This is a genomic window from Opitutia bacterium ISCC 52 (genome assembly GCA_014529675.2).
In the GTDB taxonomy this organism is placed as follows: Bacteria; Verrucomicrobiota; Verrucomicrobiia; order Opitutales; family UBA2995; genus UBA2995.
Genome location: CP076040.1, coordinates 4,169,725 through 4,186,214, shown reverse-complemented (window position 1 = coordinate 4,186,214; position 16,490 = coordinate 4,169,725). Strand labels below are relative to the sequence as shown.

The following is a 16,490-nucleotide window of genomic DNA, read 5'->3' as shown; positions in this document are numbered from 1 at the left end:
TTTAATCTTACTCTGCTCCTTCAATTTGCGGGCGTAGCTCAGTTGGTAGAGCACAACCTTGCCAAGGTTGGGGTCGTGAGTTCGAATCTCATCGCCCGCTCCACTTCAGTGGAGTGCTATTCAAATTGGAATTTCAAGTTCTCGTCCATGACGGGACTTTTTTGTGTACAGCCTCTGGATAAAAAAAGGATCCAATAATTCTTTTCAAATGGAAGGTTATCTGTAGCTTTCAGCGCCGTATATGGAAGCCGCCTTACATGAATTTCTAGTTGCTCAGTCAACTCTACTGCTCTTTGCCATTCTTGCAGTCATGGTAGTACTCTTAGCAAGAGGTGCCGACTCACTCGTAGACAAGGCAGTTGAGATTTCTCACAGCGCAGGTGTACCGAAAGCGCTCATTGGAGCCACGGTTGTAAGCCTCGGTACCACCTTGCCGGAGGCTTCTGTGTCTGTCTTTGCTGCGATTGAAGGAAATCCAGGAATGGCGTTGGGCAATGCGGTGGGTTCCATCATTTGCGATACCGGTCTGATTCTTGGATTGGGCGCGTTGATCAAACCACTACCCTTGGATCGGCGTGTGGTGAATCGGCAAGGCTGGATTCAGGTGGGATCCGGCGTATTATTAATTTTGGTTTGTTTGCCCTATTCCCACTTGAGTGGAATGTTCTCCACTGGCGGTCGGATGATCCAGGCAGCTGGTTTTCTTTTTGTCGGACTGCTGGGAGTTTACTTTTTCTGGAGTTACCGGACAGCCATGAAGGCAGAAAACAGGGAAAGCAATGGTAAGGATGAGAAGCTTACCTGGCAGACTATCACTAAAGATCTTTTGATCATGGCAGGTGCTATTGCGGTCGTGATTCTTACGTCCAAGGTTCTGATCATCTGTGCCGAGGAGTTGGCTTATCGGCTCAATGTGCCAGAAAGTGTGATTGCCGCCTCGCTAGTCGCGTTTGGTACTTCGTTACCGGAGCTGGTAACGGTGCTCAGCTCAATTCGAAAAGGACAAGGTGAGCTCGCGATTGGAAATGTGATAGGAGCAGATATACTGAATGTGCTTTTTGTGGCAGGAGCTGCTGCTGCGGTAACACCGGCTGGGCTGGCCGTCCCGAAGGATTTCTTCACCACGCATTTTCCAGTTATGCTCGTACTACTGATCATTTTCCGAATTGGAATCAAAGTATGCGATACTCACTTAAGCCGTTGGGTTGGTGGCCTGCTGGTGGGAACCTACCTGGCGTTTCTATTGCTAAACTACCTGGTGTAATTTGCCTAAGACAAGTTTCCCCTTTTCTCAGGCGTAGAGCTCTGTCGGGAAATCCGGTTTCGAACCTTTCTTAGGAGATTCCAATGTGTCGGTGGAATAGCGAAAGATCTTTCCTTCGAAATTCTTCAGGACGATTTCATCGTCATTGATACATTCCACATAGTCGGGATTGATAGGGATCTTTCCGCCTCCTTGGGGAGCATCGATAACATATTGTGGAATCGCATAGCCCGTTGTGTGGCCTCGAAGGCCCTGGATAATTTCTATGCCTTTCTTGATATCTACCTTGAAGTGACTGCTTCCGGTAATCGCGTCCAGCTGATATAGATAGTAGGGGCGTACTCGCATCTGGAGTAGCCGATGGACCAAATCCTTCATGGTATCCACATCGTCATTCACTCCGCTCAAAAGAACGGACTGATTACCCAAGGGCACGCCGGCACGAGCCAATCTTCCAGTGGCTTCCTTGAGTTCTTCGGTGCATTCGCTTGGATGGTTAACGTGTATGCTCATCCATAGAGGTTCATGCTTTAGAAAAATTTGGCACAGTTCCGGGGTGATTCGTTGGGGCAGGAAAACGGGTATCCGAGAACCAATTCTGACGAATTCGATGTGCTCGATCTCTTTCAAACGCCCGAGCAAGTAATCGATTTTCTTGTCTGAAAGGAGTAGGGGGTCACCTCCGCTGATAAGTACGTCCCGAATTTGTGGAGTATTTTGCAGGTATTCGAATGCCTGCTCGATTTGGGGGTGGAAGTCATAACCCTGGCTGTTGCTAACCAAACGACTGCGTGTGCAGTAGCGGCAATAGGCGGCACAGCGATCGGTTACTAGAAAGAGAGCGCGATCCGGGTAGCGATGAACCAGGCCTGGTACCACCAAATGGCTGTCTTCTGCGAGAGGATCCAACGTTTCCCAGGAAGCGACCGTCATCTCATTTTTGCGTGGAATGAGCTGTTTCCGTAAAGGGCAATCCTTGTCTTCACGGTCAATGAGATTGAAAAAATAGGGTGTGATCGCCAGTGCGAGCTTCTCATTGGCATGCTCGCAACCTTCCTTTTCCTCCTGGGTAAGAGTCATTAACGATTCGAGTTGGTCCAGGCGTGTAATACGGTTGCGAAGCTGCCAGCCCCAGTTCTTCCAGTCCTCACTGGGGGTGTCCTCCCAGAGGCCTTGCCCTTGGAACCAGGAATTTGATCGATTATTTTGAGACATTAGAACGAAGAAAATTAGATAAGGAAGAGGCTGTGAAACCCTTCTAAAAAATCAATGTGAAACAAAACTATGCCTCTTAGTAAGAAATTGATTGCAGACCTTACAACAGCTCTTTTGCTAATGCGCTAATGTCTAAAAATAGGACCGGTGTATTAGCGTTTGAAGACGGAAACGTCTTTCGTGGGATTTCTTTTGGTAGTGAAAAAACGGTTCTCGGCGAAGCGGTGTTCAACACCAGCATGACCGGGTATCAAGAAATACTAACCGACCCATCGTATTTCGGCCAGATTATTACTATGACGGCTCCCCAAATTGGGAATTATGGGATCTGCCCAGATGATGAAGAATCTTCGGGACCCAAGGTCTCAGGATTTGTTGTTCGGGATCTCAGTCCTTTATCAAGCAACTGGCGGAGTAGAGAAGATCTCCATACCTACCTGTCACGAAACGGCATTCCAGGGTTGTCTGGCGTGGATACGCGAACCATTACGAAATGTCTTCGAGTCCACGGAGCATTGAAGGCCTGTCTGTCTACGGAAGCCCTAAGTGATGAGGAAGCTATCGCCAAAGCCAAGGAGTGGCCCGGTCTGGTGGGTGCGGATTATGTAAAGGAAGTCACCTGCAAAGAGCCCTTTTTATGGGATAAGGATGGCTCAGATAAGACCCCATTTACTGTTCCAGGTACTATTTTAGAACCTGCTGCCCTCGATCGTCCCACTAAGCGAGTCGTGGCTTTTGATCTCGGGGCAAAGTTCAACATTTATCGTAAGCTCCGCTATCACGGTTTTGATGTGGAAGTCGTTCCGGCCACCACTACGGCTGAAGAAGTATTAGAGCTTCAGGCAGACGGACTGTTTCTTTCAAACGGTCCTGGTGACCCTGCTGCTGTTACATATGTGCATAAGACCGTTTCTCAACTGATAGAGCGTCTGCCCACATTTGGTATCTGTTTGGGACATCAAATGATTACCCACGCTTTAGGAGCAGAAACCTTTAAACTCAAATTTGGTCACCGCGGTGCAAATCAGCCCGTAAAGAACCTAGAGACCGGAAAGGTTTCAATCACCTCCCAAAATCACGGTTTTGCCTCGACTAAGGAGGATTTGGAAAATCGAGGGGCGATTGTTACTGAGGTGAATTTAAATGACGAAACGGTAGAAGGGTTACGCCATAAAGATTTGCCAGTATTTTCTGTGCAATATCACCCTGAGGCTTCACCAGGTCCTCATGATTCGGATCCTTTATTCGACGACTTTTACCATTTGGTGGAAAAGAACTCTTAGATAAGAGCACCAAAACGTTCTGCATCTTCTAGGGTATCGACGCCCACCGACGGATCGGAGGTCATACCTACTGCAATCGGGTAGCCGTTTTCCAGTACCCTAAGTTGTTCTAACTTTTCTAGCTGTTCCAAGCGCCCTGGCGGAAGAGCTGCAAATGTTTCCAGGAATTCCGCCTCATACGCATACATTCCGAGATGTAGGTAACAGAGGTGGTGAGCCAGGCTGTCTTCTGAAGGAGAACCGTCCTCATCTCTAAAGTAGGGTAGAGGGGCTCTTGAAAAATAGAGGGCATTCTGGTCCTTACCAATGACAACCTTCACCTGATTGGGGTCTTTAAAATCTTCTGGCTTAAGAAACACGGTAGCTAGAGTGGCCATCGTGGCACCGCCTTGAACTTTTGAAGCTAACTTCCGAATTTGATCGGCAGTGACCAGCGGTTCATCGCCTTGTATATTAATTACGTATTTGGCCCCCACCATTCTATTCGCCTCTGCGAGCCTGTCTGTTCCGCTGGTGTGGGTATTGGAAGTCATTAAGCTTTCAAATCCCGCCTGGCTCAGTTCTTTCTGCAGGCGTTCGTCATCAACTGCGAAAATCAATGGAAATTCAGGAATCTCTGATCGGATCCTCTCTGCTACATGAATCAATAGGCTCTTACCTTTAATTTGATGGAGCAGCTTTTGGGGAAAGCGAGTGCTTGCCAGTCGAGCGGGAACGATAATGGCGGTTTGTGAATCTTGAGTCATATGGATTATCGAATCAGGTAATTCTGTCTCTAGAATGTAACTAGAATTTCCTGCCAGGCAAATGCTTACTATTATATTAGTAGCCTTGGGTTAATATTTTGATCAGTAGATACGTTTAGTAGAAAAATACATACAATCCTTATGATTTCAGAATGTGGCTGTATTCTTGCTGAAATGAAACCCCCAGATTCTGCATCAGGGAAAGCCATTATATTCCCAATCAATGAAAGATGATACTTGCTAAAACCATTCCTTTCTTTCTTCTCGTTAATGTCAGTTATTCAATTGAATCGGATCAGTACACTCCAAATTTAAATTTTTCGGTAAGGTCGTCTAATCACTTAGGCGATTCAAATGGGTCTGAAACCGTTGAGTAACGGGCGTTTTTCTAGCTTCAATTCTCTTTCTTACATTTATTTAAAAAAATCTATACATCGAATCGGTTTTTACTTAACTTCGACCTTTTTGACACTTCTTATGACCAAGAGATTACTTGCGATCGCATCAGTTGCCCTAGTAGGCCTCACAACCCTGAGCTGGGGGCAGTCCAAACTAGAAGAAACTCGGAATATTTTCCAGGAACTCGTTCAGTCCCGCCAGGAAATAGCCAATGAACAATCGCGTTGGCGCATCCAGAAGCAATCCTTACTCGATGCTGTCGAGTTGCTAGAACTCGAGATCGAGCTTTTGGAAGTCGGGATTGAAGAGATGGAAGCGCAATCTACGCAGGCCGAAAAGGACCGGATCAGCTTGAACGGGCAGATCGAGGAACTTAAAGAAGCATCTGCAGTAGTAGCTACTGTTATTCGTGGGTATGAACAACGCGTAACCAAGCTCGCCAATGCACTCCCCCAGGAGAAGAAAAGTGACCTGGAAAGTCTGACCAACCGCATTCCTGATCGGAACACGCCAGAAAGCGAGATTCGGGCTAGCTTGGGAGAGCGCATGCTAAACATTGTGGGTCTTCTCGACCAAATGGAGGTTTTCAATAATGGAATCCACGTATTTACCGAAGCCAGAAAAGTCGGTAGTAGCACGGTTAGCTTAAACGTGATCTACATCGGACTTGGTCGTGCGTATTATGCGAACCGAGATCAAGGACTGGCAGGATACGGAACGGTTGACATTGAGAAGGGGTGGACCTGGACAGAAGATGCCACCATCCTCGAAGACGTCGACCGCGCCATTCGTGTATTTAAGAGTGAAATCCCCGCTGAATTTGTGGTCTTACCCGCTAAATAATATTTCAAGAAGAACTCAGCAATTCTCTACAATTATTTCCGCATGAAAAAACTAATTTCCATCCTATTGCTAAGTGCGATCTCCGCTGCTTCAGCTCAAACATTCGATTCGGTCTCTGGCTCCGTTAAAGCAAACTTAAACGCCTCAATTGAGCAGTTAGAAGCCTTGAAGGAACAAATCGTTGTTGAACGCCAACCGCTTCAGGCTGAAGAAAGTCGTCTTAAAGACGCTGCATTCGCCCTCCGCGCTGATCGCGATCGTATTTTACGTCGCCGCGACAACACTGACCGTGATCTTGGCTCCCTCCGTAATGAGGTTGATTTGCTAGATGACACCAACGCTTATATGAGTAGTTTGATGGGGGAGTATATCCGCTCTTTTGACAATCGCCTTCATATCAGTGAAAGCCAGATATACGCTGAAAGCGTTGGAAACGCCAAACTTACTACTGAAGATATTAACTTATCTGCTTCAGATCGTTTCAGCACTCAATTGAAAGTAGTTGAGCAAGCCATAGGTAGATTGGAAAACTTGGTTGGAGGTCACCAGTTCCAAGGTAAAGGGGTTGTTCCCGGTGGTCGTCTTAAGGAAGGCACATACACTATGGTGGGCCCCATCGTTTATTTCGCCCGCCCTGAAGACAATGTAGCTGGTATCGCTTCTCGCGAGTTCGGCTCAGCCCAGCCCTCAGTTAGTAGCGTAGGCGAATTATACGATCCATTGATTTCAGAGTTCTCCTCTAATGGGTCTGGATCTCTCCCCTACGATATGACGCTTGGTGCCGCGGTCCAGATCGAAGAGGCCAAAGACACCTTTGTTGAGATCGTAAAAAAGGGTGGTAAGGCAATGATCGCTATTCTCACCATGGCCGGTATCGCCTTGTTGATTGCCCTGTTTAAATTTATAGAGATCTCTGGTGTTCGCCGTGCTCGTCCTCAGGACTTGGCTTTCATTATCGAGGCACTCAACAATGGAAATAAAGATGAAGCCTTAGGATATGCTCAGAAGATTAAAGGTCCTGTAGGAGCGCTTCTAACGGCTGCCGTTAACAATCATCACAAAGACAAGGATCATGTAGAGGAAATCCTCTATGAAAAGATGATCGAAGCCCAACCTAAGCTGGAACGCTTCCTCCCTTTCATCGCTGTTACCGCTGCGACTGCACCTCTTTTAGGACTGCTTGGAACGGTAATGGGTATGATTACCACCTTTAAATTGATTACCATTTTTGGAACGGGTGATGCAAAATCACTATCAACAGGTATTTCAGAAGCTTTAATCACTACTCAATTCGGTTTGATTGTGGCGATTCCGTCTCTGATTTTCCATGCCTTGCTCTCACGTAAATCCAAGGGTGTTCTTAGTAGTATGGAACGAACCGCGATTGGATTTATCAATGGTTTGCCAGGCAGAAAATAATAAGCAAACCAGCTCAATCGTTCTCCCACAGACATGAGAAATCGCAAATCACTTTCAGGCGGCGACGACAATAACGATATCAACATCTCTCCGATGATTGATATGGTTTTCATTCTCTTAATCTTCTTTATCGTTACGACGGTATTTGTGGAGGAGTCTGGATTTGGCGTTGATCGTCCTAATCCTGTAGACCAGCCCGAGCCACAAGACGAAGATAAGGAATCCGTCAACATTCGCGTAGATAAAAACAATCAGATCTTCTACAACGGCGAAAAAGTAGCCCTCGGCTCTGTTCGCCCCAAAGTGAGTCAAGTACTCGCTGCTGACCCTGAAGCTCCCGTTGTTGTGGAGGCTCAAGACGCCGCGAATGCTGGACTCGTTGTCAGCGTTATGGATGAAGCCCGTTTAGGGGGAGCCGATATTATCAGCCTTTCTTCTGCCACTGACTAAATCCTCTATGCTCAATATTTCACAAAATCAGCTCTCGAAGCTACTAACCAATGGAAATCAAAATCCAGAGTGCGTGCCAGCAAGGCCGTGAAGCTCGGGTTCATATTCCGCTCTCTTTATCTACAAGACGATAACTCTTAGTTCACATGTTACGCCAAATTAAAAAATCCAAACCATTCTCGATCCTTCTGGTTGCGTTTAGTGCCCTCGGATTCTCATTCACCGATGCCCAGGTGCCGGAGTCCAATCCGTGGAACAACCCTGACTTTGTCGATCGTTTCATTGGAACCTATGCTCCACGGATAACCATAGAGCCTCGCGTGTCTCCGGTAGACAAGACTTACATCGAAGAAGAACTGTTGTTAGTTCTGCAAACTGATCGAGCTGCCGCAAAAGCAATGTTGGTTGAAAAGACTCAATTGCCCGATTCCGGCGCCTCGTTTGATATGATACTGGCAAACATGTATTATCAGGACGGACAACTGCAACAGGCGGTTCAGAGCTACGAAAATGCCATAAAGAAGCATAAGGATTTCCTCCGTGCGCATGAGAATATCGGTTTTCTCTATTTCCAGTTGGGCAACTTGGATAAGACGCTCGTCCACTTCACACAAGCGGTGAAACTGGGCGCTGTAGATAAGAACATTTATGCGATCCTTGCGTATCTCTTTTTTGAGAAGGAACAGTATATTGCAGCCGAAACATCCTACCGCTCTGCTTTAATCTATGAAGTGGAAAACGAAGATTGGGAATACGGACTCGCTAGAAGTATTCTTCATCAGCGTAAATTTCAGGATGCGGTTGGACTTTTTGACCGCTTGATCGAAGGTGCTCCTGAGCAAGCTGAATACTGGCGACTCCAGGCAGATGCCTACATGGGGCTAGGAGACAATCTTTCCGCTGCTTCTAATTATGAAGTGCTTCGTCGCTTGGGACAAATTTCAGCAGAAAACCTGGTCGCTTTAGGAGACATCTATGTTGAAAATGACTTTGTTGAAGCAGCCTTAGGAGCTTACAAAGATGCTATTTCTAAACAAGGACGTCTCAATGTAGAGAAGCCTCTTGATGCAGCGGCTACCCTCATTGAAGCAGGGTTCACTGATGCTGCCAATGAGGTACTAACTGAGATTCAAAAGACCTACGGCAATAGTCTGGATAGCAAACAGTCTTTCGAAGTAAGGAAACTACAAGCGAAGATTCAGGCTGAATCGGGGCAGGCTACTGCCGCCATCATTCCCACTTTGGAAGAGATGGCGGCTGAAAATCCATTGGATGGAGAAGTGCTTATACTTCTAGCAGATTACTATTCTTCGGCCGGTGACTTTGAAAAAGCTGAGTTTCTCTACGAAAGAGCTCAAAGCATCAGCATTTATGAATCCAAGGCTCTTTACCATTACGGTAAGGCGCTGATGGCCCACGAAAAATACCGCGAATCCATCCGTGCTTTGGAGCGTGCTCAAAACATTGATCCAAGAGACGAAGTAGAAGAATACCTCGTCGCTGCCCGAAATGTTTATCGCGCTGTCGCTAATTAAATTCTACTTTCGATCCTTACGTATTAACCCATTTCCCCGGAAAACACAGAAATGACCACCACTAAAAAATTTAAAATCCCATTGTTCGCGATCATTACGCTCTTAGGTAGCTGGGCCGGAGTTCAAGGGGCAGAAGAACTCGAGAACGCGCGTGTAACCTTAAAGCAGTGGGTTGAAACTCGTCAGATTATTGCTGAGGAGAGAACCGAATGGATGGCTGAAGAGAAAACGCTCAACGAGAGTATTGATTTCATGAAGGCAGAGATTGAATCTCTCACGTCTGCCATCGCTGTTGCTCGTGAGGATATTTCCTCACAAGGCGACAATGAGAAAAAACTATCAGCTGAAATTACTGAATACGAAGCTGCCATTGCCATCGTTGAGAAGGCTGTTCCAGTCTTTGAAGCTAAGTTGATCGAGTTATCCTCCGTTTTCCCTGCCGTATTTATAGAAAAAGTGGCTACGCAAATGCGCCGCATCCCAGATCCAACGTTGGACAGAATTGTTGAAATACCTCTAGAAGAACGCATTCAGAACGTGCTCTCCATATTGAGGAACGTCGAGTACTTCAATAAAACGATCAATCTGAGTAGTGAACTCCGGGAAGCAAATGGAGAAACAGTTGAGGTGCGAACTCTATACATAGGCTTCGGACAAGCTTATTTTTCTGATGAAGCCATGACCACTGCCGGTTATGGGTATCCCGTTGTTGGTAAAGGCTGGGAATGGATCGAAAGACCAGAAATTGCTCAGGCAGTGAACGATGCCATTCTTGTGGCGGATAATCGCAAGCCAGCTCTTTTCGTTAGTGTTCCAGTATCCCTGCAAGAATAGAACTACCCAGTCGGCGAATAAAAATGACTTCCAAAACAATACTTTCTATGAAAAAGCTTCTTATTATCAGTCTGCTGATACCGCTATTCACGCTCTCAGCCCAAGATCGTGCCACCACCGCTGCCAATACGACAGCCGGTGACTTGGAACGAGCACTTACCGAATTGACCCAGCTAAGAAATGACATTGCTGCTGGGAAGATTCCATTGGCAAAAGAGATCAACAATCTGGAAGACCAAAAGATCGAATTGACAATCGAGCGTGACAAAGTGGTTGAAGAAGCGTCCGGTGCCAACCGTGTGAAGGCCGAGATGGGTACGAGATCTGAGGAGCTAGTGACCCAGATCGACTACTTGCATACTGCTCTCGGAAACTACATTAAGGAATTTATTGGAGTGAATATTCACGTGGGTGAAGTTCAGCTTTATAAAGAAGTGGCTGACAGTGCTATTGAGATTCAAGATGTTCGTGAAGTTCCGCTTTTAGATCGTTTCCAAGCTCAAATCGATGCTGTTAATACTTCGTTTGATCGCTTGTTTAAATCAGTAGGTGGATACAAGTTCCAAGGGAAATGCGAACTGGCTGATGGAACCATCATTGATGGAAACTATGCTATTATAGGTCCCATTGGATTGTTTTCCGATTCGGCAAGCAGTTCTGGTTTAGTTAGTATCAACCCTCTCTCTGCTGGTAATGACATCGCCGGCGCAAAATTGGAAAAAATCCTTACCAAGCCCTTTGCACCTGAGAAGGAAATGGCGGATGTAACCACAACCGGTCAAGGCACCTTATTCTTGGATGTCAAATTAGGCCAGGCACTCGACATTAGAAACTTAACGGAGTCTCTTCCAGAGCACATTAAAAAAGGTGGTTTGGTCATGTGGCCTATCCTCATCATTGCTGCGGCTGCCTTTTTAATCTCCATTTTCAAAGTCTTCGAGATTGTTTCTGTTAAGAAGGGCAAAATCAAAGATTTAGAGGTTATCCTGGAGCATTTAAATAGCGACCGCCCTGATGATGCTTTGGCCTATGCCCGTGGCATTAAAGGTCCTGTTGGTGATATGCTGGTCGCTGCTTTGGAGCACATTGACTCAGATGAAGATCTTATTGAAGAGATTCTCTACGAAAGAATGTTGAGCACTCAGCCCAAACTTGAGCGCTTCTTGCCTTTTATCGCTGTTACAGCTGCTACCGCTCCGCTTCTTGGACTGCTAGGAACTGTAACGGGTATGATTAATACTTTCAAGTTGATCACCATCTTCGGGACTGGAGATGCGACTCAACTTTCATCGGGTATTTCTGAAGCTTTGATCACTACCGAATTTGGTTTGGTTATCGCGATACCCACTTTGATTGCTCATGCGCTTCTCTCCAGAATGTCCAAGGGTGTTCTCGGGAGTATGGAACGCACCGCCGTTGGACTTGTGAACGGCTTACCACACAAAAACTAATCGGCATAAAACATGTTTGTTCTCGGAGTAACATTTGACGAAATTTCGGCAGTCTGGTTCAGCGGTGGCTGGGTCATGATTCCGCTTGTTTTCTTGGCCTTTATCATTTTCTTCTCCGCCATGGAGTTGATTCTCTTCTTCATGCGAGGTAATCATAATAAAATTACTGAAGCTACCTATGAAACTTGGATCGATGATCCTGAACAAGGACATGGCCACGTAGGAGAAGTAATCAGCTACGTAAAAGAAGAGGGACAAGGAGACCCGGACGAAATTCGGAATCGATTTTTAGAAATTTCGAGTGCTTCACTCCCCGTTGTAGATGCCCGCCTTATGTTTTTAAACATCCTCGTGACTGTCTCGCCACTCATGGGGCTGCTGGGAACTGTTATTGGTATGTTGGCGACCTTTAAGGGGCTCGCCAGTGGATCCGGTAAGACCATTGATCTCGTCGCTGAAGGTATTTCAGAGGCTCTCATTACTACCCAGACGGGATTGATCATCGCGATTCCTGGATACTTGTTAGTTTCCATGATCCAGAAAAAACGAAACCAATATTCCGCTTTTCTCGTAAGATTAGAGAGTTTGATGCTGCAAAAAACGCAAAAAACAACCAACGGATCTTTAACTCCATCAACGCAGGAGGCCTAATTCCATGAAAGGACGTAAATCAATAGCCGCTGCAGAGGATCTTAACGATATCAACATCTCACCGATGATTGATATGGTATTCATCCTGTTAATTTTCTTTATCGTCACGACTGTGTTTGTAGAAGAACCAGGCGTAGACATTGAAAAACCCATTACCCAAACCGCGCTACGTTTGGAGAAGAATTCTATCCTCATTGCAATCACGGGTAACAACGCGGTTGTATACGGGGGTAATCAAGTAGGAGTTACTGGGATTCGTCCCATTGTTCGACGACTGAATGCCAGAAGCTCAATGCCGGTTATTCTGCAAGTTGATCAAAATGCAAGCGCTGGTATCGTCATTCAAGTGATTGACGAATGTAAACTGGGTCAAGCCAACCAGATTAGCATCTCTTCGGAGGTGAACTAAGTCCACCCGACCACCCCAACCAATAATTAAATGAAAAAAGTATTCTCTTCGAATTATCAGGGTAGTTCATTACCATTTTCGATTCCCTTAGGAGTAATTATTACCGTTGCTCTGTTTGTTGCTCTGCCACTGACACAAATTCTATCGAATTTGAACAACGACGCAGACGACAGTAAGAATTCTCGTGTCCAAGTTCAGCCTCCTCCACCACCTCCACCGGAAACTCCTGATCCACCGGAAGAGGAAGAAGTTGAGGAAGACATTGAGATGAAGAAGGAACAACAGCAGCTTTCCCTTGATCAAATCAATATGGCTTTAAACGCAGGAGATGGAGGAATGTCTTCCAGTGGTGTTTCAGTTCAAGTATTTGATATTGCGGATAACTTCGATGACATGGTGTTTGAGATCGCTGATCTTGATAAGGCTCCCGTTCCTCTCGTTCGTATTGCACCTGTATATCCGCCGGAACTTAAGCGGAATCGTGTTCAAGGAACCGTCAATGTGGTCTTTATCGTAGATGAACTTGGTAATGTGAAACGTCCCAGCATAGAAAAGTCATCCAATCGTGAGTTTAACGAAAACGCGGTTAAAGCAGTTCGCCAGTGGAAATTTGAACCAGGCGAAAAAGATAACAAGAAAGTTAAAACCCGAGTAAGATTGCCACTAGCATTCACTCTTCGTCGATAAGGCATTCATGAAATCAATTTCGAAAATAGCACGCATTGCTACAGTCCTGGTAACTGTTGTTGGATTTTCTACATCCGCGACTGCTGAGATTGACATGCAGTTTTGGAAGAAACCGGGCTACTTTGATTCTTACTACAAAGACTTAAATGCTGTGGGATCAAAGATTCCCACTATTAAGTCAGATGAGCAAGAAATCCTGACCCAGTATTCTAACCTTAAGGAAATCAATGACAAACAGGCGTTGGCTTACCTGGCTGGAGTCATTACTCCTCAAGCGAGTTCTGCCTTAGATTTCACATTGGGGCTGCATTACTACAGCTCTGACGATATCAAGAAGGCGGCCCTCTTCTTCAAAAGATCAGTTGATAAATGGCCGACCTTCCAGAATGCCCATAAATTATTGGGATATTGCTCACTCCAAACCGAGGATTGGGTAGGCGCAGCAAAATCATTCTCCACTGCGACTGCACTTGGAGAAGATGATGCGCGGACATTCGGGTTATTGGGTATGATCTACTTGAACCAAGAAAAGATTTTGGAATCTGAAAGTGCTTATAAGAAAGCCATCGTAGCTGACCCAGATACACTAGACTGGTATAAAGGCCTAGCTTCTACGCTCATTAACCAAGGAAAGCACCTTGAGTTGGTTTCTTTATTTGAAGAAATGATTGCTCGCGCGCCTGACGCTGAAGCCGAAAAAGACTTTCTTCTTCTTCAAGCGAATTCATTTATTGCTCTAGATCAGACTCTGAATGCGGCTGCCAATTATGAAATTGTTCGTCGGATGAAGATGGGAAATGCTGATTCCATGGGGCGATTAGGTGATATTTACCTGAATGAGAATCAAGTGGAACTTGCAACTGAGGCCTACATCGAGTCCATCGAGCTTGATCCTGAGCAAGCCCAGGACGTTCCCGTGAATTCTGCGAATGTCATGGTTAGTCGTGGTTTCTGGACTAATGGACAGGAATTAATTAATGTCATCCGTAAGATATTTGCTGGTGGGCTTGAAGAAAAGCATCACCTTACCCTTCTCCGTCTGGAAGCCCAGGTAGCCATGGGGGAACAAAAGGAAACCACTGTTATCATTGGTTTTCTTGAGCAGATTTTAGAGATTGAGCCGGACGATGGGCAAACACTCCTCCTGTTGGCAAAGTTCCACGGTAGTGAGAAGAACTTTGAAGAAGCACGTAAGTACTATGAGCAAGCAATGGAGCTCGAAGATTATGAATACCAGGCTCTTGTTGATTACGCTCAGATGTTAGTGCAGAACAAATTGTACTGTGACGCTGTGCCAATGCTGAGCGATGCGTTGGACATCAAATATTCTAGTTCCGTTGAGGAATTCATGGATCAGGTAGATCGTGTATGTCGCCGCCAAAGATTGGGAAGACGCTAAAGGTAACAGATCCATTTTATCATTTTAAACAAAAAACCTGCTCCGATTTGGAGCAGGTTTTTTATTTAAAGAAGTAAGTAAGAGAAGCTTACTCTCCGAGTTGGTAACGAGAGAAACGACGTATAACTATATTTTCACCGAGTTGAGTAACCTTCTCGGTAATCAAATCTTTGATTACCTTGGATGGATCCTTAACGAAAGGTTGGTCTACAAAACAGATTTGGGAAAAGAACTTATCCAGTTTGCCATCCACGATCTTTTGAATGGCTTGTGGGGGTTTGCCTTCAGCTTGGGCAGTAGCAACATCGCGTTCTTTACTCACCTCTTCCTCCGGGACTTCTTCCCGGTTTAAGTAGGATGGATTGGCTGCGGCAACATGGAGACAAAGGTCTTTGGCAAGAGCCTTAAAGTCGTCCGTTTTGGCAACAAAATCAGTTTCGCAGTTCAATTCCAGAAGAACACCTACTTTTCCACCCATGTGAATGTATTGTTCGATGAGTCCTTCACTTGTTGTGCGTCCTGCTTTTTTCGCTGCTGTTGATACGCCTTTTTTGCGTAGAGCAGTGATTGCTTTTTCGATGTCTCCGTCAGCTTCGACAAGCGCTTTCTTGCAGTCCATTAATCCAACACCAGTTTTCTGGCGCAGGTCGTTTACCATAGAGGCGGTTATTTGTACACTCATTTAGATCTAAGTTTAAAATGTTTAGGATTGTGATTCCTCGCTACTTTCACGCTTGGCTTCTTGGTCCACCATTAACTCTGGGTCGATCGTAACTGTGATTTCTTCCATGTTCTCTTCTGCTTCCGCGGCAACTTGCTCGGAGTAGGATTCCATGGTTGGTTCAGCAACGAACGTCTGAGCTGTCTTGTTGGCCTCACGCTTGGCCATTCCGTTTTGTAGAGCTTCCATAATGGTTTCTACAATAATACGTATGGACTTAACGGCGTCATCATTGCCAGGGATCGGGTAGGCGACGAGAGTTGGGTCTGAATTTGTATCCACCAGCGCAATTACTGGAATACCCAAGCGGCGGGCTTCAGCAACTGCGATGTCTTCGCGCTTGATGTCGATGATGAAGATGGCGTCGGGCAATTCTGGCATTTCCAGAAGTCCTTCGAAGTTTCTGTTCATCCGACTCATTTCTCGACGGACTACGGCCAGTTCCTTTTTGGGAAGTTTGTCCAGAGAACCGTCGGTTTCCATCGCCAAGTATTTTTTGTATTTTGCGATACTCTTGAGGATAGTTGAAAAATTGGTCAGCGTACCTCCGAGCCAGCGACTAACACAGAAGGGCATTTCAGTAGCTACTGCGGCTTCCCGCATAACTTCTTGCGCTTGCTTTTTGGTGCCAACGAGAAGGATGTTTCCTCCTCCTGCTACCGTATCTTCAATAAAAGAAGATGCATTTTCCAGGCATTCAAAAGTTTTGCCTAGATCCATAATGCTGATCCCTTGACGGTGATCGAAAACATAAGGCTTGGATTTTGGGTTCCAGCGTTTGGTTTGGTGACCAAAGTGAACGCCAGCGTCGAATAGATCTCTAACAGTTATATTCATGATAATTGCAGGAACCCTTATTGGATGGGCTCCTTGTCGAGTAATTTTAGGTTTAGTGTTTGTTTTCCGTGATTACGGAAAAAGTAGGAAAAGCTACCGGTTGGGAAAAGAAAAGCAAGGCGTATTTGCCCGCATAAAGCGTGATTTTTAGGGTTTAAGGCCGAAAAGTCTAAATTGCTGAAAAAAAGCCTTGAATCGAGTGCGAATCTGAAAACTATTCGTCCTCTTTCTAATGTTGCAGGGTGGAGCAGTCTGGTAGCTCGTCAGGCTCATAACCTGAAGGTCCTCGGTTCAAATCCGAGCCCTGCACCCAACGAGGCTCATCGGTAAAACCGGTGGGCCTCGGC

16 protein-coding genes and 2 tRNA genes are annotated in these 16,490 nt (G+C 45.8%); 14 read left to right on the top strand and 4 right to left on the bottom strand.

What is annotated here, in order from left to right; all coding sequences use genetic code 11:
* Positions 1 to 27 precede the first annotated feature (27 nt).
* Positions 28 to 103, top strand: a tRNA-Gly gene (locus GA003_17925).
* A gap of 138 nt (positions 104 to 241) precedes the next feature.
* The gene (locus GA003_17920; protein QXD27863.1) at positions 242 to 1,264 is read left to right on the top strand and encodes a calcium/sodium antiporter; all 1,023 of its coding nucleotides are present in this window, start codon (positions 242 to 244) and stop codon (positions 1,262 to 1,264) included.
* 27 nt (positions 1,265 to 1,291) lie between these two features.
* On the opposite strand, the gene GA003_17915 is transcribed toward GA003_17920, so the two are convergent.
* On the bottom strand, positions 1,292 to 2,479 hold the full coding sequence (locus GA003_17915; protein ID QXD27862.1) for a KamA family radical SAM protein: 1,188 nt from the start codon (positions 2,477 to 2,479) through the stop codon (positions 1,292 to 1,294).
* Between the two features lie 128 nt (positions 2,480 to 2,607).
* Here GA003_17915 and carA point away from each other — a divergent pair, with 128 nt between their 5' ends.
* Positions 2,608 to 3,762, top strand: coding sequence for a glutamine-hydrolyzing carbamoyl-phosphate synthase small subunit (gene carA, locus GA003_17910; protein ID QXD27861.1), 1,155 nt, complete (start codon positions 2,608 to 2,610; stop codon positions 3,760 to 3,762).
* On the opposite strand, the gene kdsB is transcribed toward carA, so the two are convergent.
* On the bottom strand, positions 3,759 to 4,508 hold the full coding sequence (gene kdsB, locus GA003_17905; protein ID QXD27860.1) for a 3-deoxy-manno-octulosonate cytidylyltransferase: 750 nt from the start codon (positions 4,506 to 4,508) through the stop codon (positions 3,759 to 3,761). The genes carA and kdsB overlap by 4 nt on opposite strands.
* Positions 4,509 to 4,985: 477 nt before the next feature.
* Between kdsB and GA003_17900 the strand changes: the two genes are divergently transcribed.
* The 10 genes from GA003_17900 (at position 4,986) to GA003_17855 (ending at position 14,585) form a co-directional block, all read left to right on the top strand.
* Positions 4,986 to 5,750, top strand: coding sequence for a DUF3450 domain-containing protein (locus GA003_17900; GenBank protein ID QXD27859.1), 765 nt, complete (start codon positions 4,986 to 4,988; stop codon positions 5,748 to 5,750).
* Between the two features lie 42 nt (positions 5,751 to 5,792).
* Positions 5,793 to 7,169, top strand: a complete 1,377-nt coding sequence (locus tag GA003_17895) for a MotA/TolQ/ExbB proton channel family protein (protein QXD27858.1) — start codon at positions 5,793 to 5,795, stop codon at positions 7,167 to 7,169.
* Between the two features lie 33 nt (positions 7,170 to 7,202).
* On the top strand, positions 7,203 to 7,619 hold the full coding sequence (locus tag GA003_17890) for a biopolymer transporter ExbD (GenBank protein QXD27857.1): 417 nt from the start codon (positions 7,203 to 7,205) through the stop codon (positions 7,617 to 7,619).
* 146 nt (positions 7,620 to 7,765) lie between these two features.
* A complete protein-coding gene (locus GA003_17885; protein ID QXD27856.1) occupies positions 7,766 to 9,154 on the top strand; it encodes a tetratricopeptide repeat protein in 1,389 nt (462 codons plus the stop codon).
* Positions 9,155 to 9,205: 51 nt separating this feature from the next.
* Entirely contained in the window at positions 9,206 to 9,988 is a 783-nt protein-coding gene (locus GA003_17880) for a DUF3450 domain-containing protein (protein ID QXD27855.1), read from the top strand.
* 47 nt (positions 9,989 to 10,035) lie between these two features.
* Positions 10,036 to 11,439, top strand: a complete 1,404-nt coding sequence (locus tag GA003_17875; GenBank protein ID QXD27854.1) for a MotA/TolQ/ExbB proton channel family protein — start codon at positions 10,036 to 10,038, stop codon at positions 11,437 to 11,439.
* A 12-nt stretch (positions 11,440 to 11,451) separates the two neighbouring features.
* Positions 11,452 to 12,090 (top strand): MotA/TolQ/ExbB proton channel family protein, encoded by a 639-nt coding sequence (locus GA003_17870; protein ID QXD27853.1) that lies wholly within the window; start codon positions 11,452 to 11,454, stop codon positions 12,088 to 12,090.
* Between the two features lie 4 nt (positions 12,091 to 12,094).
* Positions 12,095 to 12,499, top strand: coding sequence for a biopolymer transporter ExbD (locus GA003_17865; GenBank protein ID QXD27852.1), 405 nt, complete (start codon positions 12,095 to 12,097; stop codon positions 12,497 to 12,499).
* Between the two features lie 30 nt (positions 12,500 to 12,529).
* Positions 12,530 to 13,186 (top strand): energy transducer TonB, encoded by a 657-nt coding sequence (locus GA003_17860; protein ID QXD27851.1) that lies wholly within the window; start codon positions 12,530 to 12,532, stop codon positions 13,184 to 13,186.
* Positions 13,187 to 13,193: 7 nt separating this feature from the next.
* Positions 13,194 to 14,585 carry a tetratricopeptide repeat protein gene (locus tag GA003_17855; protein QXD27850.1) on the top strand — a complete coding sequence of 464 codons (1,392 nt, stop codon included), beginning with the start codon at positions 13,194 to 13,196 and terminating at the stop codon, positions 14,583 to 14,585.
* An 88-nt stretch (positions 14,586 to 14,673) separates the two neighbouring features.
* On the opposite strand, the gene tsf is transcribed toward GA003_17855, so the two are convergent.
* Together tsf and rpsB are read right to left on the bottom strand one after the other, a co-directional pair.
* Positions 14,674 to 15,267, bottom strand: coding sequence for a translation elongation factor Ts (tsf, locus tag GA003_17850; GenBank protein ID QXD27849.1), 594 nt, complete (start codon positions 15,265 to 15,267; stop codon positions 14,674 to 14,676).
* 21 nt (positions 15,268 to 15,288) lie between these two features.
* Positions 15,289 to 16,143, bottom strand: coding sequence for a 30S ribosomal protein S2 (rpsB, locus tag GA003_17845; protein ID QXD27848.1), 855 nt, complete (start codon positions 16,141 to 16,143; stop codon positions 15,289 to 15,291).
* Positions 16,144 to 16,379: 236 nt separating this feature from the next.
* Here rpsB and GA003_17840 point away from each other — a divergent pair.
* Positions 16,380 to 16,456, top strand: a tRNA-Met gene (locus tag GA003_17840).
* Positions 16,457 to 16,490 lie beyond the last annotated feature (34 nt).